This window comes from Lachnospira intestinalis, assembly GCF_040095895.1.
GTDB classification, from domain to species: domain Bacteria; phylum Bacillota; class Clostridia; order Lachnospirales; family Lachnospiraceae; genus Lachnospira; species Lachnospira intestinalis.
This window is the reverse complement of sequence record NZ_JBBMFS010000001.1, coordinates 227,573-249,649: the sequence shown is the minus strand read 5'-3', so window position 1 is coordinate 249,649 and position 22,077 is coordinate 227,573. Positions and strand designations below refer to the sequence as shown.

The 22,077-nt window shown below is 43.0% G+C and carries 16 protein-coding genes and 1 other RNA gene; all 17 read right to left on the bottom strand.

The genetic code is table 11. The features are described 5' to 3' along the window. Positions 1 to 40 precede the first annotated feature (40 nt). Positions 41 to 217 (bottom strand): hypothetical protein, encoded by a 177-nt coding sequence (locus WMO37_RS01025; protein WP_227089593.1) that lies wholly within the window; start codon positions 215 to 217, stop codon positions 41 to 43. Further along, positions 192 to 296, bottom strand: coding sequence for a hypothetical protein (locus WMO37_RS14875; protein WP_369426203.1), 105 nt, complete (start codon positions 294 to 296; stop codon positions 192 to 194). Before WMO37_RS14875 ends, WMO37_RS01025 begins: the two co-directional genes overlap by 26 nt. Positions 297 to 455: 159 nt before the next feature. Continuing rightward, on the bottom strand, positions 456 to 2,210 hold the full coding sequence (locus tag WMO37_RS01020; protein WP_227089591.1) for a vWA domain-containing protein: 1,755 nt from the start codon (positions 2,208 to 2,210) through the stop codon (positions 456 to 458). Beyond that, positions 2,210 to 3,130 (bottom strand): AAA family ATPase, encoded by a 921-nt coding sequence (locus tag WMO37_RS01015; protein ID WP_227089590.1) that lies wholly within the window; start codon positions 3,128 to 3,130, stop codon positions 2,210 to 2,212. Before WMO37_RS01015 ends, WMO37_RS01020 begins: the two co-directional genes overlap by 1 nt. Positions 3,131 to 3,177: 47 nt before the next feature. Then, the gene (locus tag WMO37_RS01010; RefSeq protein ID WP_022432737.1) at positions 3,178 to 4,041 is read right to left on the bottom strand and encodes a methyl-accepting chemotaxis protein; all 864 of its coding nucleotides are present in this window, start codon (positions 4,039 to 4,041) and stop codon (positions 3,178 to 3,180) included. Positions 4,042 to 4,137: 96 nt separating this feature from the next. Further along, positions 4,138 to 6,318, bottom strand: a complete 2,181-nt coding sequence (locus tag WMO37_RS01005; RefSeq protein ID WP_349154046.1) for a glycoside hydrolase family 3 C-terminal domain-containing protein — start codon at positions 6,316 to 6,318, stop codon at positions 4,138 to 4,140. A 105-nt stretch (positions 6,319 to 6,423) separates the two neighbouring features. After that, entirely contained in the window at positions 6,424 to 7,722 is a 1,299-nt protein-coding gene (gene eno, locus WMO37_RS01000) for a phosphopyruvate hydratase (protein WP_349154045.1), read from the bottom strand. 282 nt (positions 7,723 to 8,004) lie between these two features. Next, positions 8,005 to 8,352, bottom strand: an RNA gene (gene rnpB, locus WMO37_RS00995) — RNase P RNA component class A. A 7-nt stretch (positions 8,353 to 8,359) separates the two neighbouring features. After that, positions 8,360 to 8,707: a PilZ domain-containing protein gene (locus WMO37_RS00990; RefSeq protein WP_349154044.1), complete on the bottom strand. Its 348-nt coding sequence runs from the start codon at positions 8,705 to 8,707 to the stop codon at positions 8,360 to 8,362. Positions 8,708 to 8,750: 43 nt separating this feature from the next. Beyond that, complete coding sequence (gene queA, locus WMO37_RS00985) at positions 8,751 to 9,782, bottom strand: tRNA preQ1(34) S-adenosylmethionine ribosyltransferase-isomerase QueA (protein ID WP_349154227.1); 1,032 nt, start codon at positions 9,780 to 9,782, stop codon at positions 8,751 to 8,753. 88 nt (positions 9,783 to 9,870) lie between these two features. Beyond that, positions 9,871 to 12,294 (bottom strand): phenylalanine--tRNA ligase subunit beta, encoded by a 2,424-nt coding sequence (gene pheT, locus WMO37_RS00980; protein ID WP_349154043.1) that lies wholly within the window; start codon positions 12,292 to 12,294, stop codon positions 9,871 to 9,873. A 58-nt stretch (positions 12,295 to 12,352) separates the two neighbouring features. Continuing rightward, a complete protein-coding gene (gene pheS / locus WMO37_RS00975; RefSeq protein ID WP_227089792.1) occupies positions 12,353 to 13,372 on the bottom strand; it encodes a phenylalanine--tRNA ligase subunit alpha in 1,020 nt (339 codons plus the stop codon). Positions 13,373 to 13,443: 71 nt separating this feature from the next. Further along, the gene (locus WMO37_RS00970) at positions 13,444 to 15,102 is read right to left on the bottom strand and encodes a hypothetical protein (protein WP_227089585.1); all 1,659 of its coding nucleotides are present in this window, start codon (positions 15,100 to 15,102) and stop codon (positions 13,444 to 13,446) included. 19 nt (positions 15,103 to 15,121) lie between these two features. After that, positions 15,122 to 15,943, bottom strand: coding sequence for a hypothetical protein (locus WMO37_RS00965; protein ID WP_349154042.1), 822 nt, complete (start codon positions 15,941 to 15,943; stop codon positions 15,122 to 15,124). Positions 15,944 to 15,945: 2 nt separating this feature from the next. Further along, positions 15,946 to 17,109 carry a DUF5716 family protein gene (locus WMO37_RS00960; protein WP_349154041.1) on the bottom strand — a complete coding sequence of 388 codons (1,164 nt, stop codon included), beginning with the start codon at positions 17,107 to 17,109 and terminating at the stop codon, positions 15,946 to 15,948. 38 nt (positions 17,110 to 17,147) lie between these two features. Continuing rightward, positions 17,148 to 20,699: a DUF5717 family protein gene (locus WMO37_RS00955; RefSeq protein WP_349154040.1), complete on the bottom strand. Its 3,552-nt coding sequence runs from the start codon at positions 20,697 to 20,699 to the stop codon at positions 17,148 to 17,150. Continuing rightward, positions 20,696 to 22,027: a replication-associated recombination protein A gene (locus tag WMO37_RS00950; protein ID WP_227089581.1), complete on the bottom strand. Its 1,332-nt coding sequence runs from the start codon at positions 22,025 to 22,027 to the stop codon at positions 20,696 to 20,698. The genes WMO37_RS00955 and WMO37_RS00950 overlap by 4 nt, the downstream gene beginning before the upstream one ends. Positions 22,028 to 22,077 lie beyond the last annotated feature (50 nt).

The window sequence follows — 22,077 nt, the reverse complement described above, 5'->3', positions numbered from 1 at the left end:
TATCTGCATATATCAGATAACAGCTTCTTTGATTTATAATCTATTCACACTGTGCCTGTTCCATGTCAAAGTGTTCTTCCAACTTTGTTGAAACTCCGGCAATTTCATCAATTTCCGTTAAAATGTCTTTTACAGAGTTATTCTGTGCAGCAATCGTTTCCGAAATACTCTGAATGGTTGCTGAATTTTCTTCAGAAGTTGCTACCAGCGTCTCCATTTCTTCCTGTTTCAAAAATCTCATTATCGACTGGCATTCCACATCTGCCGCAGAACTTAGCCCCATTCTCCAGTTTCATTCCGCAATTTTTACAGTACATTACATTCTCCATTTCTTTTGTTTTTTTATTTTATATTAGTTGTCATTTTATGTATATATACATTTTTCACAATTATATTAAAAATATAAAATACCCACACCCTATTATCTCCATTCCTAATCATATACACATTTGCAATTATCTTGTCAACGACTGAATCTCTTTTTGTATAAGTCTTCCTGCCGCCTTTGCCAGCTCATCAATACGACGTATTCTTGTAAATTCTTTTCTATATATCTTTTCTGCGCTATTGGCCGCCGCATCATTTCCCATAAAAACAGCTGATACATGTATTCCTTTATCACGCAGTGCACGTACCTCATTGGCTGCATCATTAACAGAAATATCGTCGCTATAATCATGCCCAAACGGGCTGTCCTGTGATGGCAGAATACGCTGGCTGTCATTAGGCGCAGCATCTGTTAAAATAATCACAAGGTGCCTGTCAGCCACCCCCGGGTTCATATCAAGGATTTTACCAATTCCCCGAAAAGCAAGACCATCACGATTCCAACCGGCAGCATAATAATTGAAAATATTGTCGCATTTCTTATCCCTAAAAGACTTCAATATATGAAAAACTGTATATCCTCTGACACTGCAAAATCTTGTTACCCTGACCGGTATATTACATTCCACGAGGCTTTTGGCAATAATTACTCCCTGCGCAGCAAGCATTTCCTGATACTGAAGCCTTGAAGCAGATGCATCAAGAAGCAGATCCACTGTAAAGGACGGTTGATTATCATCCTCATATGTGTGAAAAATCCTGTTATCTTCTATATATTCTGCACGCCATACTTTAGTTGTATCAAGCCTTCCGCTCTGCCCTGATATTACATCTGTCTTCTGACTTATATATTCGCTATTACGGATTTGTTCAACCATATGTGCAATAAGACTATCATAAAGCCGTACATTTTTATTATAATATGAATGATTTCTTTCAACCTGCAGCTGTGACTGTTCTCTTAAATGAAGAAATTCCTTCGGTATATTTTTCTTTGTTATATATTTTCCATCAGTAAACCATAAATGGCATCCTGTATGACTGCCTGTACACAGTTCTTTTTCTATTTTAGTAAGAGTCTGCTCTGATATAACAGATCTTCCAAAACAATTCTCAATATAAGAGCAGTCATCATTTTCTTTCTTATATGTTATATTATCTTTCTTTTTACTGTAAGCTGCTCCACCAGTCATATTGTCCGCCTCAGAAGAACGCATAACCATTACATGATTATTTCTTACAGAGCTGACTGGCATTATTCTTGTCATTATCCGGGCAAATGCCCCTGTAAAATGCAGTCGTAACGCTTTTTTTTCATGTTTTACGCCATCAAAAAGATTAAATTTGCGATAAATTGCCAGCACAGTATCTATCAACCGGTCTGTTTCAGGCATTATCTGTGGTGTCAGTTCTGCATACAGCTTTTGTTCATTTGGTGTCAGCAGAACCTTCTTTTTCCCTGACACACTGCTCCATCTGGCTGACTGCATATTATATACAAGCCGGTTTTTGCTCATCCACTCCTGCCTAGACAGCTTATATTCACCTGCAAAAAAAGCCTTTCCATAATAAACCCGTAGATCAGTCATAGACGGACGTTTTAATGCTTCCTCTGTATACAGTACATGTTCCAGATAAAGCCATGTCAGATCATCCAGCATAGCCTGACTGATATCTCCGTTCCAATAACCAAATAAAGTGCTGATTGCCTTTTCACCATAATACTTATATGCCAGTCCAATTATAAGATTCATATATAAATCTGAATCTAAATCCCCTGTTTCAACAGCCAGAAACAATGGATCAAAATTATAGCGTTCCGCCGCATTCCATACCTGATTAGCAGCCCGTCTTTCCTTAGCAGTATAAGAAATGGTACGCATTATTCAAACACCTCCGTATTATGCAGCTTTAAGGGAAACCTTGAAGCTATGACATCACGTATAAGCTCTTTTTCATAGCTGTCAAATATCTTATTGGTAATTCCAAGATCCAATGCATCCCTGATTGGAATACCCTTTTTTATAAGACTTATAGCATCAATTAATCCACGCAGATCCAAAGCTTTCTCTGTAAGTTCACCATTTTCACATTTTTTCTGAAGTTCATTAAATAAAAGTGCAAACTGTTTGTTATACTTAGTAACCAGTGAAGGGAACTGATCCTTTAACAGTCTCTCAAGATCTTCCTTTGCCAGTGGCGGCATCTGTATAACTACAAATCTTGAGGCAAGTGCCTCATTTAATTCCCTTGTACCTGCATAATTATAATTCATCGTAGCAATAAAACGTGTATCATCTGCAACCTCTATCCTGTCATATCCTGGAACATCAATTACACGTCTGAAATCAAGTACAGAATGTAAGACTGCAAGTGCTTCATTCCTTGCCATATTGATTTCATCGAGAATCCCAAAGCCGCCGCTTTGTGCACAACAATACACCGGTCCGGGTCTGAATGTAACCCTGCCATCGCGAAATGTATCAGAACCTATCAGCGCAGCCGCATCCATATTAACATGGAAGGAAATATCCCATGCCGGACGTTCAAAAACTGCTGCAAGATTCTGTGCAAGCACATTTTTTCCCGTTGCCTTCTCTCCTGCCAGCAAAAGATTTCTGCCACACAGAAGCACTGCAAGAGCCTCTTCCCATACCTTATTGCCATAATAATGAAAATGTGGTACAGGAATACGTTTTTTTAATGCTTCATCTACAGTATGTTCTTCTGAATAATGCCGGACTTCTTCTACAAGCTGTGCTGAAACACCTTCCTGCTTCAAAAACTCAATCAGATTATTCAATACCAACACCCCTTTAACTGTTTTTTTATATTTTAATTATATTCTTTTTATTTATTTATTTCAAAACTTTCTTTGATATTTTCAATAATATCATATTCTTCACTTACAATACTACTCGCATCATTGGTTGCATGATTGATATTTTCAAAATATCCGAGCAGACCGTTAATCGTTGTAACGCTTTCTGCCGCTGCATTCGTACCGGTTGTAATTTCTTCATCTACCTGCTTTGTCATATCGGTAAGCCATTTTAATATATCCTGGATATTACCTGCTGATTTTGCACTTTCTTCTGATAAGGCACGGATTTCATCTACAACCACGGCAAATCCTTTTCCGTGTTCGCCTGCTCTTGCTGCTTCAATTGAAGCATTGAGTGATAACAGATTGGTCTGTGATGCAATGGAATTAATTTCCCCGAGAATATCTGTAATATGTTTCATTTCGGTCAGCAGTGCACCGGTCGTCTTGTGCGCAGCGCCAACTGTATTTTCAACAGACATTATAGTGCTTTTCGCCTCTTCAACTGCTGCATTTCCCTTATTAACAGCGTCTTTCACATTATCAAATCCCTGCTCCAGCTGTCCGGCAAGTTCATTGTTTCTATGAACTTCTTCTGTTGCCGCATTGACCTTATCCATCACCGTTACCGTTGACTTCACAGATTCTTCTACAATCTGAGCCATCTGTGCAGCTGCCGAGTTGACATTGGCACTGCCGTCTGCCAGTGTATATACTGCATCTTTTCCTTTTTTTACCGTTGCAGTAAGATTCTTTGAAATATCATTTGCAACTTTTGTAAATTTTTCATACCTAAGCTCCATTCCGCAGACATTTTTAACACCGGAAATACCGTAGACTGTTTCCAGCCAGTCCTGCGGCAAAAACAGAATTCGAAATGCCTGCAGCACGAATTCCACCGTGTGAACAAATTTAACACATAAAACTCTTAATAAACGCAAAAAACAGACATATGCAATGCTGCAAATACGTTATTTCCTATAAATTCAAGTATTATTTACCACTTCCGACCATAAATTCTGCCTGAGCGGAATGGTTCCTGTCAATGTCCGGCTTCTTGTATCCGGCTGGCTTCCGCCAATATAAACGGTATAGCCCTCATCGGTAAAATAGATCTGCCCATTTTCATCGTAGAGTTCAAAAGCCTCTTCTGATAACCAGACCGTTACCTGCTTTTCTTCCCCCGCCTTTAAAAAGACTTTGCCAAAGCCCTTTAACTGCGGATTCGGACTGCCATCACACAAAGCCTTTACATAAACCTGAACGGTTTCGGCACAGTCAAAGTTTCCGGTATTGCACACACGCACCGAAACCGGAAGCTGTATTTTTTCTCCGGCTTTCATTTTCTGAAACGTCTGCCTGCCTGCGCCACATTCCATATTATCATACGAAAATGAAGTATAAGTAAGTCCGTAGCCAAACGGATACAATGCTTCCTGCTTCATATAGCGGTAAGTTCTGTTTTTCATGGAATAATCCGTAAATTCCGGCAGTTCTTCCGTGCTTTTATAAAATGTAACCGGCAGATGTCCCTGTGGGCTGACTTCCCCAAATAAAATCCTTGCCGCCGCACGTCCGCCCTGAGTACCCGGATACCAACACTGCATGACCGCCGCGGCACGCTCCTGTGCCGTGTTGACCGCCAGCGCACTGCCCGATAACAGTAGGACAACGACAGGTTTTCCACTGTCTAATGCCGCTTCAAGAATCTGGTTCTGCTCTCCCGGAAGCTTTAAGTCCGGCTTATCGCCGCTTGCAAAATCATTGCCCGCATCGCCTTGTTCACCTTCAATACCTGCGTCCAGTCCCAGACACAGAATGACAACATCGCTCATTTCTGCCATTTCACGCACCTCGGCAATGCGGTTCTTCTTCCAGTTTTCTTTATACAAATCACAGCCCTCGGACACCAGCACCCGGACCGAATCCCCAACATAATCCTGTATGCCCTCGGAAATTGTAATGTAACGCGATGCCGTCCCTTCATAATTGCCGACAAGCGCTCTCCTGCTGTCTGCATTCGGTCCAATCACTGCGATTGTCCGGAGTTTTTCCCGATTCAGCGGCAGAATCCCGTTATTTTTTAACAGAACAAACGTTTTCTCTGACACACTTTCGTTGAATTCACGCATTTCTACGGAATCTACAACAGAATACGGAATTTTGTCGTAAGGATTGTCCGGCAGCTCCTTATCCTGTTCCATGCCCAGCTTCAGCCGGGTGGTATACAGATTCGTCACCGCCGCCCGCAGTCTGCTCTCTGAAACCATACCGCGCGAAACCGCTTCCGAAAGGTGCAGATACATATGTCCGCAGTTTAAATCACAGCCGTTATTCATCGCCAGAGCCGCCGATTCCACGGCATCTTTTGTTACCATGTGGTGCTGGTAAAAATCGCGCAGTGCGAAACAGTCCGACACAACATGTCCTTTAAAATGCCACTCATTCCGCAAAATGTCTGTAAGCAGGGTCTTACTGCCACAGCACGGCTCGCCGTTTACGCGGTTATACGCACCCATGACTGCTTCGGGCTTTGCCTCTTTAATACAGGCATGAAATGCTGAAAGATACGTTTCATACAAATCTTTTTTTGTAACCTCAGCGTTAAAGCTGTGCCGCAGTCCCTCCGGGCCTGAATGTACCGCAAAATGCTTAACACAGGCCGCCGATTTTAAGTAATGTGCATCATGTCCCTGTAAGCCCTTTATGTAGCGGATTCCAAGCCGCGCTGTCAGATACGGGTCTTCGCCATAAGTTTCATGACCGCGTCCCCACCTTGGGTCCCGGAAAATATTGATATTGGGCGCCCAGAAGGTCAATCCCTTGTAGCGCCCGACATCTCCGTATTTTTGCTGCATATTAAATTTGGCACGTCCTTCCGTAGACACGGCATCGGCAACCTGCTCCATTAAATCTTCATCAAATGCTGCCGCAAGCCCGATTGCCTGCGGTAAAACCGTTGCCGTACCGGCTCTTGCCACGCCGTGCAGTCCTTCATTCCACCAGTCATATCCTTTAATATTCAGCCGTTCAATCGGTGGCGCACTGTTTAACGTCTGGTCTGCCAGTTCCTCAATTGTCATCTGCGAAACCAGTTCTTCCGCCTTCTTACGGTACAAATCGCACAGTTCTTCATTTTCTGTTAATTCCGTCTGATGATTTTTCATTATAATACCTTCTTTACTTTTCTTTCATCATAGCGGAATTATCATGGAATCTCAACGTAAATTTTGCGCTGCATTTTTACATAAGTAAACAACTTTTATAAAAGCTCATCTTTTTACTTTAAAAGCACTCATTCCCGGATAAGCTGCCGCACTGCCAAGCTGTTCTTCAATACGTAACAGCTGGTTGTACTTTGCAACACGCTCTGAACGCGAAGGTGCACCGGTCTTAATCTGGCAGGTATTTAATGCCACTGCCAGATCTGCAATGGTGGTATCCTCTGTTTCACCGGAACGATGGGATGCAATCGCTGTGTAACCGGCTTCGTGTGCCATTTTAATAGCTTCCAGTGTTTCAGATACAGAACCAATCTGATTTAATTTAATCAGGATTGAATTGCCGCAGCCCAGTGAAATACCCTTTGACAGACGCTCTGTATTCGTTACAAATAAATCATCACCTACAAGCTGTACCTTATCGCCAAGTTCTGCCGTCAGCTTTTTCCAGCCTTCCCAGTCTTCTTCGTCTAACGCATCTTCGATCGATATAATCGGGAATTTTTCAACCAGCTTCTTCCAGTGTTCAATTAATTCCTCTGAGGTATAAACTGTTCCTGCTTTCGGAAGCTTGTATTTTCCCTTTTCTTTGGTCTTCCATTCGGAAGAAGCTGCATCCATGGCAATCATGAAATCTTTTCCCGGTTCATAGCCTGCTTTTTTTACGGCTTCAAGAATCGTTTCAATAGCTTCTTCATCGGATGCAAGCGCCGGTGCAAAACCGCCTTCATCACCGACAGAAGTTGCCAGTCCTCTTTCCTTTAAAATAGAGGCCAGCGCATGAAATACTTCCGAGCACCAGCGCAGTCCTTCTTTAAAAGACGGCACACCGACCGGCATTACCATAAATTCCTGTACATCCAGTCCTGATGATAAAGCATGACAGCCGCCGTTTACAATATTCATCATCGGCACCGGAAGTCTGTTTCCGCTGACACCGCCTAAGAACCGATACAGTGGAATATCCAATGCTGTCGCAGCCGCTCTGCAGCATGCAATAGATACGGCAAGAATCGCATTTGCCCCCAGCTTGGACTTGTCCTTTGTTCCGTCTGCCTCAATCATTGCCTTATCAACGGCATAAATGTCAGAAGCGTCCAGTCCTCTTATCGCTTCGTTGATAATTGTATTGATATTTTCTACGGCTTTTTGTACGCCTTTTCCCAAATATCTGCTCTTATCGCCGTCACGCAGCTCCAGTGCTTCAAATTCACCTGTCGAAGCACCGCTTGGCGCTGTTCCTCTTGCAACCGTTCCGTCTGCGAGATAAACTTCCGCTTCTACTGTCGGATTGCCTCTTGAATCCATAATTTCACGTCCAATAACCTTTTCAATCTCTAAATAATCCATACTGACCTCTTTCTGAGCGATTTTATCACGAAGGCGGTTTCTCGTCTGCCACAGTCCGTCCTGCGGACTGTAACAGTTACGCTGTAAGTTCAGCAGTCTTACAGTTTCCTTCTATCATGTATTATGGACAATCCTGTATATTTTATCCAAAATATTTAAAAGCTTTGCTCTTATAATAAAAGCACCGCAGAAAACATATTCCTACATTTTCTGCGGCACTTGTGCCTGCCGATATTTCTATCTGCATTTTTTACCTGTTCTTTTTACAAATATTTTTACAAACAACTGAGCAGCACTATAAGCCGGGTTATGTATCAGATGATTATCTATCTAGTCCTGCTGTTACCAGCAGGCTCAAGCAACCTACCTAAAGCACGACGGGCCGCCGTATCGCTTTTATTCGGTCTTGCTTCGGATGGGGTTTACATCTGCCGCTTCTGTTACCAGCCGCGCGGTAGTCCCTTACACTGCCTTTCCACCCTTACCAGCATATGCTGGCGGTTTATTTCTGTTGCACTAGCCTTGGAGTCACCTCCACCGGACGTTATCCGGCATCCTGCCCTGTGAAGCCCGGACTTTCCTCACCTGCTGCCTTTCGGCAATTGCAGCCGCAATCATCTGTGCTACTCAGTCTTTTTTAGTTTGTATTTTCTTTTACCATACGGAATACATCAATACGGAACTGGGCTTCTTTGCCAAGTCCTACAAAACGGCAGCCGTACTCCGTGCCGTCTTCGTCCTGTGATGCAATCCGCACAACTTCAATAACGGTTTCAATTTTATCACATCCGCTCATTTCAAGCAACATGTCATAAAAAGAATGTAATGGCAGAACGTCTTTTGTTTTAAATGCAATTCCACCACTTGATACATTCGTTGCATGAACAGCAATAAATTCTTCCTTAGTATCCTGATCTGTAATCGGACGAATTGATAAATTCGCTTCTACATCAATTCTTTTTGTTCTTCTTCTTTCATCACCCATAAGTACTCCCCCTGTTATGATCCTTAAAAAGTAAACTTTTAAGTTACTTTATTAACATAGCATCTCCAAAACTGAAAAACCTGTACTTTTCGTTTACTGCTTCTTCATAAGCCGCAAGAACGTGTTCCCTGCCTGCCAGTGCTGAAACCAGCATCACCAGCGTGGATTCCGGCAGATGGAAATTGGTAATCAGGCTGTCAATAACCTTAAACTGATATCCCGGATAAATAAATATCTGGGTCCAGCCGCTGCCGGCTTTTACTGTACCATCTTCTGTCCCGACAGATTCCAGTGTACGTGTACTTGTCGTACCGACTGCAATAATCTTTCCGCCGTTTTTGCGCGCCGTATTAATCTTGTCTGCTGCTTCCTGTGTCACCGTATAAAATTCTGAATGCATATGATGCTCCAGAATGTTTTCTGTCTTTACCGGACGGAACGTTCCAAGTCCGACATGCAGCGTGACACGGGCAATTTCAATACCCTTCTCCTGTATCCTTTCCAGCAGTTCTTTTGTAAAATGAAGACCCGCTGTCGGTGCCGCTGCAGAACCTTCATGCTTTGCATAAACGGTCTGGTAACGGTTCTTATCCTCCAGACGGTGTGTGATATACGGTGGAAGCGGCATCTGACCCAGTTCATCGAGTATTTCTTCAAAAATACCGTCATAAGTGAATTGTATCATACGATTGCCTTCTTCTACAATATCCACAATCTCTCCGATTAATTTTCCACCGCCAAAGCTGATCTGTGTACCGATTTTTGCCTTTTTACCCGGCTTTACAAGCACTTCCCATGTGTCTTTTAAATCCTGCTTGCGGGTAAGTAAAAGCACTTCGATTGCCGCGCCCGTTCCGACTTTTTCGCCTATCAGTCTAGCCGGAATCACCTTGGTATCGTTAATGACCAGACAATCTCCCGGATTTAAGTAATCAATCACATCTTTAAAAATTTTGTGCTGTATTTCCCCTGTCTTTTTATCCAGTACCATCAGTCTTGAACTGGAACGGTCTGACAGCGGGTCCTGTGCAATCAGCTCCTGTGGCAGATCATAATAAAAATCATGTAAATTCATTGATTCCATATGCTGCTCCATTTCTATCTTTTTCCGCTTCGCGGCAGTTAGCTTTTCTGCCGCAGAACGGGCTGTTTTTTATTTATAATTAAGAACGAAGTTCGATGCCCATGCCGGAAAGGTCTCCCAGAATCTTTTCCATAATCGGCTGGATATCTTTATCTTCTAATGTTCTGTCCTTTGCACGGAAAGAAATGGTATAAGCTACGGACTTGAAACCTTCCTTAATCTGTGCACCTTCATAAATATCAAACAGGTTATATTTTTCAAGAAGCTTTCCGCCTCTCTTTTCAATAATCTTTTCTACTTCACCGACAAGTACCGTCTTTGGCATTACCATACTGATATCTCTTGTAACAGCAGGGAATTTTGCAATGCCTTCGTACTTTCTGTCAAATGAAGCAAACGGTAAAATTTCCGGTAAATCAAGTACGGCAATATATGTTCTCTCGCCCAGTCCATAGGTGTCTGCAACATCCGGGTGTACTTCACCGAGATAACCGATTACAGTATCTTTGTAAAGAATCTCTGCCTGACGTCCCGGATGTAAAAATGTCTTTCCGGCTTCCGGATCATATTCCGGTCTTGCACTCATACCGATTTTTTCTAAGAATTCTTCAACAACACCCTTCATTGTAAAGAAATCGCCGTCGCCGTAGAAGCCCAGTGTGAACTGTACTCTCTCATCCGGAAGGTCTTCTCCTTCTACCGGAACATAAACCTTTGCCAGTTCATAAAGCTTTACATCTTTATTTCTACGGTTGTAGTTGATTGCAAGCGAATTCAGCATTCCGTTTAACGGCAGTGTTCTCATAATGGAGAAATCTTCTCCCAACGGATTGGAAATGACAACTGTCTTTCTTTCCTCTGCATCTGCTGCCAGCTTTAACTTATCAAATACCTTCGGACTTTCAAATGAATAAGTCATTGCCTGTGAGAATCCGCAGAACTGTGCGATTTCTCCGGCTACATCTTCCACTCTCTGCTTGAAGGAAATCTTACCCATTGTAGAAGCTCCGTGTGGCAGTGTTGTAGGAATATTGGCATATCCGAAAAATCTTGCAACTTCTTCCGCAATATCCGCTGTTCTTAATAAATCCTGACGGAACGTCGGAATAATCAGTTCCTGCTTTGCTTCATCATAGTCTAATTCAAGCATCTTAAAGTATCCAAGCATTTCTTCCACGGAAACATTTGTACCCAGTAGTGCATTGATTCTTTCCGGTTCAAACGGAACTCTGACTCTTTCCTTCTTATTCGGATATACGTCAACCACGCCGCCGACAATTTCACCGGCTCCAAGTTCTTCGATTAACTGGCATGCTCTGTTCATTGCCGCCAGTGCATTTTCAGGATCTAAGCCCTTTTCAAACTTACCGGAAGCATCTGTACGAAGACCCAGGCGCTTTGTTGCCTTTCTGATATTTGTGCCGTCAAAGGTTGCAGCTTCAAATAACATGGTCTTTACGTCATCCGTAATCTTGGAATTTTCACCGCCCATGATACCTGCAAGACCGACAGCCTTTTCACCGTCACAGATCATCAGCATATCAGAATCAAGTGTTCTTTCCTGTCCATCCAATGTCATGAACTTCTCACCGTCTTTGGCACGTCTTACAACAATCTTACCGCCTGCAAGGGTGTCATAATCATAAGCGTGCATTGGCTGACCATATTCTTCCATAACGTAGTTTGTAATATCCACGATGTTGTTAATCGGACGGATACTTGCTGATGCCAGTCTGAGCTGCATCCACTTCGGTGACGGAGCAAGCTTGATATTCTTTACAAGTCTTGCGGTGTAACGGCTACAGAGGTCTGTGGCTTCCACATCAACCTTTACATAATCGTTAATGTCTTCTGCGTTGCCTGTTTCTGTTACAACCGGCGGTGTAAACGGCTTTCTGAAGGTTGCCGCTGCTTCCCTTGCAATACCGATAATACTGTAGCAGTCTACACGGTTGTTTGTAATTTCATATTCAAATACGGTATCATCTAAACCGAGATAGTGAACGGCATCTTCTCCAACCTGTGCATCATCACCTAAAATGTAAATGCCGTTTTCCGGTGCATCCGGATAAAATTCACGGGAAGAACCGAGTTCTTCAATGGCACACATCATACCGAAGCTTTCTACACCTCTTAACTTACCCTTTTTAATCTTAATGCCGTCTTCCGGAAGTGCGCCGCCGTCATGACCACCTGCCACACATCCGCCATCTAATACAACCGGTACTTTCTGTCCTGATGAACCCACCGGAATATTCGGTGCGCCTGTTACAATCTGAACAGTTTCACTGCCGACATTCACCTGGCAGATTACCAGCTTATCTGCATCCGGGTGCTTTTCGACCGATTCAATCTGTCCGACAACGATTTTATCAAGATTTTTGTCAAAAGCGGTAAAATTTTCCACCTTTGTTCCCGAAAGTGTCATTGCGTCCCTGAATTCCTGGTCTGTTACTTCCAGTCCCGGAACCATTGCCTTAATCCAATTTAATGATGTATTCATGATTCAATATCCTTTCCTCGTATCCAATTTCTTTGCTGTCTTACAGCCGTCGTTCTTTTTAGAACTGTTTTAAGAATCTTACGTCATTTTCATAGAGAAGTCTCATGTCATCAATTTCATACTTCAGCAACGCAATTCTTTCCAAACCGATTCCGAATGCAAATCCTGTATATTTGTTCTGGTCAATACCGCTCATTTCAAATACATGCGGGTGAATCATACCACAGCCAAGAATTTCAATCCAGCCTTCGCCCTTACACATACGGCAGCCCTTACCGCCGCACTTAAAACATGTCACGTCCATTTCTGCACTTGGCTCTGTAAATGGAAAATGATGAGGACGGAATTTTACTTTTGTTTCCGGTCCGAATAACTCTCTTGCGAATTCAGCCAGTGTTCCTTTTAAATCTGCAAATGTAATACCCTCATCAATAACCATGCCTTCAATCTGATGGAAGCATGGAGAATGGGTTGCATCGACTTCATCTGCACGGAATACCCTGCCCGGCGCAATCATACGGATCGGCAGCTTGCCTTTTTCCATTTCACGGACCTGAACCGGTGAAGTCTGGGTTCTCAGTACAACTTTATCATTAATATAAAATGTATCCTGTTCATCTTTCGCCGGATGATTTGCAGGGATATTTAACGCTTCAAAATTGTAATAATCATATTCTACTTCCGGTCCTTCTACAACTTCATAACCCATGCCGACAAATATTCTCTTTACTTCATCGAGTGCAACAGTGTTTGGATGTCTGTGTCCGACATTGTTTTTCTTTGCCGGAAGTGTTACATCAATCACTTCGCTCTTTAACTGGACTTCACGCATTTTTGCGGAAAGTTCCTTTTTCGCGTTTTCCAGTACTTCCTCAATTGCCTGTCTGGTTTCATTTACGATTTGTCCAACTGCCGGTCTGTCCTGAGGTGCAACGTCTTTCATGCCCTTTAAGACTTCTGTAAGTTCTCCCTTTTTACCCAGGAAAGAAACTCTTACCTCATTTAATTTTTCAAGTGAATCAGTGGAATTAATCTGGGCTAATGCCTTTTCTCTGATTTCATGCAGTCTTTCTTTCATCATTTTCTTTTCCTCCAATTGCAAAACCTAACTTTTATTTTATCATATGACTACAAATTGGCAAGCAGTTTTTACTGATTTCTTACGTTTTTACTCTCAAACTGCTCAATAATATGGATTGCTTCGTCCATACAGTCGGGATTACGGACCGCTGCCTCTTTAATATTCTTCTTTGCTTCCTCAATCCTGTTTTCGTTATATTCTATCTGTTTGCGCAGTTTCTGGCGCTGTGTATTCAAATCGTGCCGCACTTCCACCATATCCTTGCTGTATACAAGGGCACGTACCTGTGACAGCCACAATTTGGCATCATAGAGTCCGAGTTTTTTGAGTAAATCCAGTAAATCTTCTTCTGCTTCACTTAATTTGGTCGTCATCTGTACAATCTTGCGCTGCTCATTTTTCATGTCCATATAAACTTCATATTTCTTTGACAGTTCATACGAACTTCTGACATGATATTTATGATATTCATAATCAAGCGTATTGGCTGCGTTGATATACTTAATCTTTGTTTTATTCAGTAATGTCGTAGCTTTATTGAGTTTGATTTCCGTCACCAGAACCTGCCGTTCCGTATATTTTAGCAGGGCAAACATGCCAAGGGCAAGCACCGCTCCCAGAAAGGCAACGACAATATAAAGCATGGTATTTTGTGTATCTTCCGTTACGGAAAGCGCAATGAAAAATACCATAAATACGAATGCCAGCCCGACAATCGCGGCAAGGGCAAGGCTTCTGATACGCAGCTGGCGCGTTGTGAGTGCCGCAGCCTCCATGCGCAGACTCATGCGTTCCCCTTCAAGAATCCTCATATCCCGTTTGACGGTTTCATAATACGATTCCTGTTTTTCCAGATACTTCATACCACGCGGCAGTTCATCTTCAAACTGTTCCATGCGGTGATACGTATGGGTGGAAAGCTTATGCTCGCCGGATTTAAAAATCCGCCGGTCTACCGTCAGATTATCTACACGGTCTGCCGTTTCCGTAATCCTTCTGCGGATATTGTCCGGTGCCGTATCAATCAGCTGGATATCCGAAAAATGTTCCGTAACGACATTGTATTCTTCCATCGCCAGTTCAATGTGTCCGGTGGCTTCTTCCATGATTTCACACTGGCTGCGGATATAGGCTTTTGTTTCTTCCTTATCGTAGTAATCCGTATTAATATTGTCCAGACGGCGCGGTGTTCTGGATACATCCGGGATATGTACGGCACTGGCATCGAATTCTTTATCTTCTTCCGAATAATTTAAAACTTCCTGAATCCGCTTTTTTTCTTCTTTTTTTTCAAGCTGTTTTAAATATTCCGTTTCTTCTTTTTCTTCTTTTGCCAGCTTCCCCGAATAATTTTCCTGTGTCCCTGCCTGATTCATCTTATCTACTACATGAATCAGGGACTTTGCCTGCACACTGTTTAACAGCTCATCATACTTTTTTTCTTCTTCTTTTGCTTTTCTGCGCTGTTCCTGAATTTTTTCTTCGGAACTGACCTTTTTATTCTTTTTCTGCGGTGCTTTTGCTTTTTTTTCATGCTTCTGATAATTTTTTTCAAATTCGCTGACAAGTCCCGTTAAATCTTCTGTCCGCGAATTATCCGCATTTTGTTCTTCCCCTGTATTCTGCTCATCGTCATAGACAAAATCATCAATGTCTTCAATGTCCTCGATATCTTCCAAATCGTAATTTTCTTTAATTGTTCCCTTGATATAATTTAATAATCCCATATTTCCTCATTTCATCCGTCTATGACGTATACCTTCTATACTGCGCTTTCCATCTGTCCATGCAGTCATCAATCGCCTTATAATACTGTGCTACTTCACCGTCGGATTTTAAGTGTTCCATTTTCTGCATCGCACGGTATTCATCGCTGTAACGTGCATTGTCTGTAAGCAGTTCCAGTTCTCTTTGCAGCACCTGTTCTTCTTCCGGTGCCTGCATATCCTGTATCTGTTCCTCACCCTCTGCCATACGGCATGCCGCAAGATAACATTTCCGGGACTTTTCATGCTGACCGATTTTATACGCTTCTTCAAAATACTTTGCCGCTTTTTCAAAGAAGAACATTCTGGCATAGGCAGTTCCCAGATTGTGATAGACCTTTGCGTAAAACAGCCCTGAAAGATTGATGTCGCGCTCTCCATTTACAATTTTATCATAATTGCTGATTGCACTATAATAGCAGCCTTTTTCAAGGAACCGGTCTGCACGCATTTTCATCCGTTCATAGACATTCTGTGTATCCAGCATCGCAAGCAGGTCCTTTACCTGTTCAATTTCTGCCGTATCATAATAATCCACATACTTTAAAATGGTCACAACCGCTTCCGCCAGCCCTGCATTTTCACACTTCAACTGCTCAAGCTTGTCTGCCAGCAACGGTTCCTTAATCTCTGTCCGGATAAACGCAATAAGTTTTTCATCTAAAAATGCATTTGTCAGAATATAGATATTGTTGTATATATAATAGCACAATTCTTCCAGTGAATAGATTTGTACCCCCGGTTCTTCCAAAACCAGCGGCTTTAATGCCCGCCCGGTCCGGCATAAAATGATTCCGCTCATATTCATTCCTCTTTCTGTGCAATTTTGTCTGTTTCCAAATTTATTTCTTCTTCCACTACAACCCCGGAACTTTTGACAAATCCGCCAAAGCCCATATCTTCTATCCGTACCACGCAATGGCTGTCACTGTCAAAACGGACTTCAAAAGCCACTCTTGTCATCCTGCCCTGGCGGAACGGTATCGCACTGATGTCAATTTCCTGTGTCCATTCATGTCCGGTGTCACATCTGTGCAAAATAACAGGAATCGTTCTCATATCTTCCAGTATCAGTTCCACACTGCGTCCGGCTTCGTACCAGTTCGTTCCCGGTCTGACCATGCGGAACCGCTTTTCCTCGCCGCGTTCTTTGATATTTAATTCAAGCCCCGTGGTAATGCGGTTTCTGCACGCCAGCAGTCTGCCGCTGCTATGACCGGCAGAAGTGTCTTCCTTTAATGCAGCATATGCAGCACCTTTTACAAACAGATTCTGTCCCGCAAATGCTTTTCTGCGCGCGCACAGCACATGGGTCAGTTCCTTGGGCAGATTTTCTGCTTCAAAACCGGCGCCCGTCAGATATACCGCAGATACGATTTTATCCTTTAATGCATCCTGCACACAGTGTATCAGTTCTTTTTCAGCCTGCGCCAGTGTTTTCCGTCTTTGCGGCACGGAACAAATCATTTCGGAGCTGTAAACGTGGCTTTCCTCCGGTATCATTTCCTGACCGCTTTTTTTTACAATCGTCATATAATGCGTATGCAGTCCGTCTTCCCTGTAATCGAGTAAAACCGCGCCGTTGACATACAGCTCTTTTTTTTGTGAAAAGGCGTAATACGCATAAGCTTCCTCATGGCTGATAAAACTCCAGTTTTCCTTTGCATACCCTGTAAGCTGTACTGCCGCCGAGAGTTTTTCTAACACCGGCTTTGAAAAATCACTGACGGTGACACAGATAGAATCCCGTTCTCCTGCCTTTCGCCCGTTTTTTGGAAGCAGCGCAAGCAGCGTACAAAGAAGTTCTTTTAAATTATCCTGATTGGCACCGGATAGCATAAATCCAAACTGATACTTCTGCCGGTTGTCCACGGAATTTACAACGCTTACCGATACCGGCTGTCTTTGCTGTTCATCATAATAGCAGATTTGGGAACTTTCCTGCCCGATATCTATTCCAACTATCAATTCAATCTCCTTCTGCCGCCTGCGCAGCTCCTTCATTCTTAAAAAGGCTGAAACATCTGTTCCACAATGTAATCCTGCACGCAGTACCCCTGCATGAGTTTTTTCATGGTTGCCATATCATGCATTTCCATGCTGACAAGCATATCATTTAAATAATCAAAACGTCCCTGCGGCTCTTTTGGTGTCACATTGTTACAAAGCAGGCTGGCATCCTGTGTTTTTTTCTTTTTCTTTCCGTCATCTTCCAGAAAATAGTACTGTATGCTTTCCCCGTAAAACAAAGAAAAGCTCTTTGCATAAACACCGCCTGCCACACAGGATAACACTTCACTTTGATATTCTTCCTTATCATCATGACGGTAGAATATCTGTACTTTGCTGTTTTCCGGTGCATAATACTCTACAGTTGTTTTGTCTGCCGCATTATACGGAAGGGAAAGTATCCCCTTATACTGCTCATAAAATGAAAAGAAAATATTTTCCGCACACAGCATATCCATCAGCTTTTGCAGTAACAGCATATGTGTAGCGCCAAGCTGTTCCTGTCCAAACTGCGTATGGTATTTTAAATATGCCATACCACACACCGGCGGCATTTTTTTATTTTCCAGCAGATATCCGCCGATACAGGTAAAGACCTGTTCGTCTGCCGTTTCATGTTTCACAAAATAACGGTACGCATTTTCTGCCAGATAAGCCATTTCAACCGCCGCATCCGGCAGCTGCTGACGGTAATACGTAAAAACTTCCGGAATTCTGCCAGATAAATTTCCTGTAAATAGCCGTTCCACCAGTATCCGCTCTGCCAGTGCCTGGCACGGCACCCTAAATCCTGCACAGGCACGCCATACTTTCATCATTTTATCGGACTTTGCCTGATAAAACTGTTCTAAATATGCCAGTACATTTTCGTCATACTTGCCCTCATCAAACACATGAATACAGCACGCCAGCAGTTTTTCATTGTATTCCTGCGGTCTTAACAAAATCATATTTCTTGCCATACGTAAAAGCTTTGCCGGTGCGGCTTCTTCAAAACCGTATTCACATACCAAATCAAAAGCATCCTCATACATGCCTTCTGCAATACACGTTTCAATCAGCAGCGCTGCATCGTGTATCTGCAATTCTTCTTTTAAAATCTTTTCATAGCGCTCTCCAAAATCTTCGCCATGATAATATTCATGATAATACTGTATCTGCCAGCTGTTTAACCGTTTTCTTGTAATCTGGTTGACATTGCCGTCTGCCATCAATGCAAGACAGACTGCACAGGCTTCTTCATCGTTTTTACGCTGTTCTAAGCTTTGTTCAAACCAGTTCAGCAGCAGATAAATGTCTTTGCTGCAGTAATCATCCAGCGCTTTTAAATATGCCGGATTATCATAAACCCTCTCGATTTCATACTGGATACTGCCTTTATGTACCTGTTTGCCTGCATCTTCAAACATCAGAATGCAGTCCCTTGTATACATCTGCACATAGGCAGTCCGTCCCACCAGCGTACAGCGCTGTCCCTTGCGCAGTTCCTTGTGCTTTACCAGCACCGACTCAATCTTGTCATTGAATACGGTAATACGGTATGTAAATAAGTATCTTGACAAGAATGGTGCCGTTTCTTCATTGACACCGACATTCTGAAACAGCCATCCATAAATCACTTCCAGATAAGGATCAATATATCCCTTTTTCATCTGCCCATAGGCAAACCGCTCTATCTGCGGTGCATACGTGTTCATGATTTCTCTGGAGCTGCTGTGATTTTTTAAAATGTCCGCATACAGATATGCCTTGCTTTTTGTACTTAAACTGCTCTCATATGTAAAGTAACGCAGTACAATCTGCGGCAGGCGTTTTAATTCTTTTTTATCTAAACTTTCTATATAAAATTCATACAGGCGTGTAATGCGGAGTCCACGCAGAATTCCCTTCTCGTACAGTCCTGCGTATTCAGGTCCAACCAGCTCATTGCGGATCATATGTGTAACAAGTACGGTTAAGATTTCATCCTTGTCAAAAAAGTCGTTTAATGCCTTAAGCAGTCTTAAATACTGCATATCTGCCACTTTTCCGTTCGCAATCATTTCACACACATACAAAGTCAGTTTCGTGGAAATTATGCCGTACTTACAGCCGAACTGTAAAATGTGCAGTTCAAAATCGTTTAACACACGCAAAAGCTCCGGCTGTGCATTTAAAATCTGTAACGCTTCATAATACATCACAGGGCTTACACAGCCGTTGTGGTATGCATCCTTAATCCGTAAAAGCTTAATGCTCTTATTCGCATCTTCAGAAACATCCAGATAAAATAAAACCCACAGGACACGCCACGTATCATAGCCGTTTTCATAATAATCCCGGATTACCTTAACTGCCGCAAAGGTATAGGACTTATCTTTATAATACATTGCACTGACATACAGGTAATAACAGTACAATTCCACATGGCTGTCCTTATTTTCTTCAAGAAAATCCCTGACATTGTCAATCAGCCAGCCGGCTTCATCACTGCGGTTCTGCACCAGCAGAATCTGTGCCTGTGCCAGCTTGAAAAAAATATCGTCATCGCAGATACCGCGCATGCGTTCTATAATCTGTAAAGATTTGTCCTGCCATGCCCGCTTGTCTTCCCGCTTCATTCTGAAACTTAAATATTCCTGAACCAGTGCAAGCGCCGCCTGCTTTTTCTCACGGTGCGTATTTTCCTGTCCGGCGCAGTCTACTTCAATTTCAACCGTATATTTCTGCGTAAAAGAACAGATTGTCATTCTGCCCCAGTTCCTGCCCGCGTGCAGCTTGTCCGCATCAATGACATATTCCAGTTCATACTTATTGCCCGTAAAATTTTCAGACGTAATGCGTGTTATCTTCGGACAGATAAACGGTACATCCGTTTCAACCGTAAGCTCCGTATACCCCCAGCCGCTCCTGGTAATCGTTATACGCTCTTTCACGCTTTCCGTAAAATCCGCAAATGTCTTTGTCTGCGGAAAAACATCTATGCCAACCGGTGATTTTTTCCGCACGGCAATTAAAAATTCTTCCATTGCTGCATAAACGTTGGCTTCACTGCCGTTTTTAGCGCCTTTTACCACATCATAAATATTGGTCTGTACCGGATCGTTTTTTAAAAATATCCGTTTAAAATCCGGCGATAAAAAAAAGCCTGCTGCCTCCTCCGGTGAAGTCTGTACAAGATTGGCAAAATGAAACATACTGCCTGCTGCTCCCATGCTGGTCATGACCTTCTGCGCTTCAACCGTGTATTCATAAGATACGCTTTTTTCACCCGCACTGCTGACAATATAAAACTGTCCCTGAATCACCGTACCTTCTTTTAAATCCGCGGCATCTACCGTATAAACTATCTCTGCCGGTGTCGTGCCAAACTGGGGTTTTTCAATGCGGACACGTGCATGACTGGATAATACAATGCCGTAAGCCGGCTGTGATGCCGTAAACCGGAACGTAAACATTCCCTGTCCGCCTGCCGTGACACTGCCGGTCAGCGTATAATCCTGCACTTCTAATTCTGGTCTTTGATATGTAAATTTTCCTCTTGCTAATCGATTGATATACTCCTTCATTCGGAATCAGCCTCCGCTTTGATTTTATCTAAATGCTCTTTCATCTTTTTCTCGTAACCGATTTCTGTCATTTCATAAAAACGACTGTCTTTTAATGCATCCGGCAGATACTGCTGTCTGACATAGTGGTTCTTATAATCATGTGCATACAGATACCCTGCACCGTGACCTAGCTTTGCCGCACTCTTATAGTGGGCATCCTGCAAATGTGCCGGAATTGGAGCGGTCTTTTGTGTTTTTACCACTTCCATTGCCTTATCGACTGCCATATAAGCCGCATTGCTTTTCGGTGCGCATGCCACATACAACGCCGCCTGTGAAAGCGTAATCCGTGCTTCCGGCATACCGAGCCGCTCAACCGCCTGTGCCGCCGCCGAAGCAACTACCAATGCCTGCGGGTCTGCATTGCCCACATCTTCACTCGCACAGATTAAAATCCGCCTTGCAATAAACCGCACATCCTCCCCGGCATATAACATTCTTGCCAGATAATAGGCGGTGGCATCCGGATCTGAGCCGCGCATACTCTTAATAAATGCTGAAATCGTATCATAGTGGTTATCGCCTGTTTTATCATAGCGGATCACACGCTTCTGGATACATTCCTGTGCCGTATCCAGTGTGATATGCACTTTTCCGTCTTCTGATTTTGCCGTTGTAAGAATTCCCAGTTCTACTGCATTTAACGCACTTCTTGCATCGCCGTTTGCTACGTCTGCAAGAAATTCCAGCGCATCTTCGTCAATCTGTGCATGGAAGCTGCCCATGCCTTTTTTTTCGTCCTGTACGGCACGCACAATCAGCTTTTTAATATCTTCTTTTTCAAGCGGCTTTAATTCAAAAATAACCGAGCGGGATAAAAGAGCGCCGTTGACTTCAAAATAGGGATTTTCCGTTGTCGCTCCGATTAAAATCAGCGTCCCATCCTCCACATACGGTAACAGATAATCCTGCTGTCCTTTATTAAAACGATGAATTTCATCGACAAACAATATCGTCTTTTTACCGTACATGCCGAGATTATCTTTTGCCTTGGCAACAATGTCTTCCATATCTTTTTTCCCGGCAACAGTCGCATTAATCTGTTCAAATGCCGCACTAGTCGTATGAGCAATGACCTTTGCCAGTGTCGTCTTTCCCGTTCCCGGCGGTCCGTAAAAAATAATGGAGCTTAATTTATCTGCCTGAATGGCGCGGTAGAGCAGCTTGTCCTTTCCGATAATATGCTGCTGCCCCACCACTTCATCCAGTGTCTGCGGTCTTAAACGAGATGCTAACGGCGATTCCTGCTTTATTGTATTTTCACGCATATAATCAAATAAATCCATAGTTATCCTCATTCCTTGGCAACTTGTTGCGAAGGGGCGATGAGAAATCC

Excerpts from the sequence above, each read along its gene's own strand:
- pheT (WP_349154043.1), bottom strand. The coding sequence starts at position 12,294 with ATGAATACATCATTAAATTGGATTAAGGCAATGGTTCCGGGACTGGAA.
- WMO37_RS00955 (WP_349154040.1), bottom strand. The coding sequence starts at position 20,699 with ATGAAGGAGTATATCAATCGATTAGCAAGAGGAAAATTTACATATCAA.
- WMO37_RS01005 (WP_349154046.1), bottom strand. The coding sequence starts at position 6,318 with ATGAAAAATCATCAGACGGAATTAACAGAAAATGAAGAACTGTGCGAT.
- WMO37_RS00950 (WP_227089581.1), bottom strand. The coding sequence starts at position 22,027 with ATGGATTTATTTGATTATATGCGTGAAAATACAATAAAGCAGGAATCG.
- WMO37_RS14875 (WP_369426203.1), bottom strand. The coding sequence starts at position 296 with ATGAAACTGGAGAATGGGGCTAAGTTCTGCGGCAGATGTGGAATGCCA.
- WMO37_RS01025 (WP_227089593.1), bottom strand. The coding sequence starts at position 217 with ATGGAGACGCTGGTAGCAACTTCTGAAGAAAATTCAGCAACCATTCAG.
- WMO37_RS00990 (WP_349154044.1), bottom strand. The coding sequence starts at position 8,707 with ATGGGTGATGAAAGAAGAAGAACAAAAAGAATTGATGTAGAAGCGAAT.
- WMO37_RS00970 (WP_227089585.1), bottom strand. The coding sequence starts at position 15,102 with ATGGGATTATTAAATTATATCAAGGGAACAATTAAAGAAAATTACGAT.
- queA (WP_349154227.1), bottom strand. The coding sequence starts at position 9,782 with ATGAATTTACATGATTTTTATTATGATCTGCCACAGGAGCTGATTGCA.
- eno (WP_349154045.1), bottom strand. The coding sequence starts at position 7,722 with ATGGATTATTTAGAGATTGAAAAGGTTATTGGACGTGAAATTATGGAT.
- WMO37_RS01020 (WP_227089591.1), bottom strand. The coding sequence starts at position 2,210 with ATGCGTACCATTTCTTATACTGCTAAGGAAAGACGGGCTGCTAATCAG.
- WMO37_RS00965 (WP_349154042.1), bottom strand. The coding sequence starts at position 15,943 with ATGAGCGGAATCATTTTATGCCGGACCGGGCGGGCATTAAAGCCGCTG.
- pheS (WP_227089792.1), bottom strand. The coding sequence starts at position 13,372 with ATGAAAGAAAGACTGCATGAAATCAGAGAAAAGGCATTAGCCCAGATT.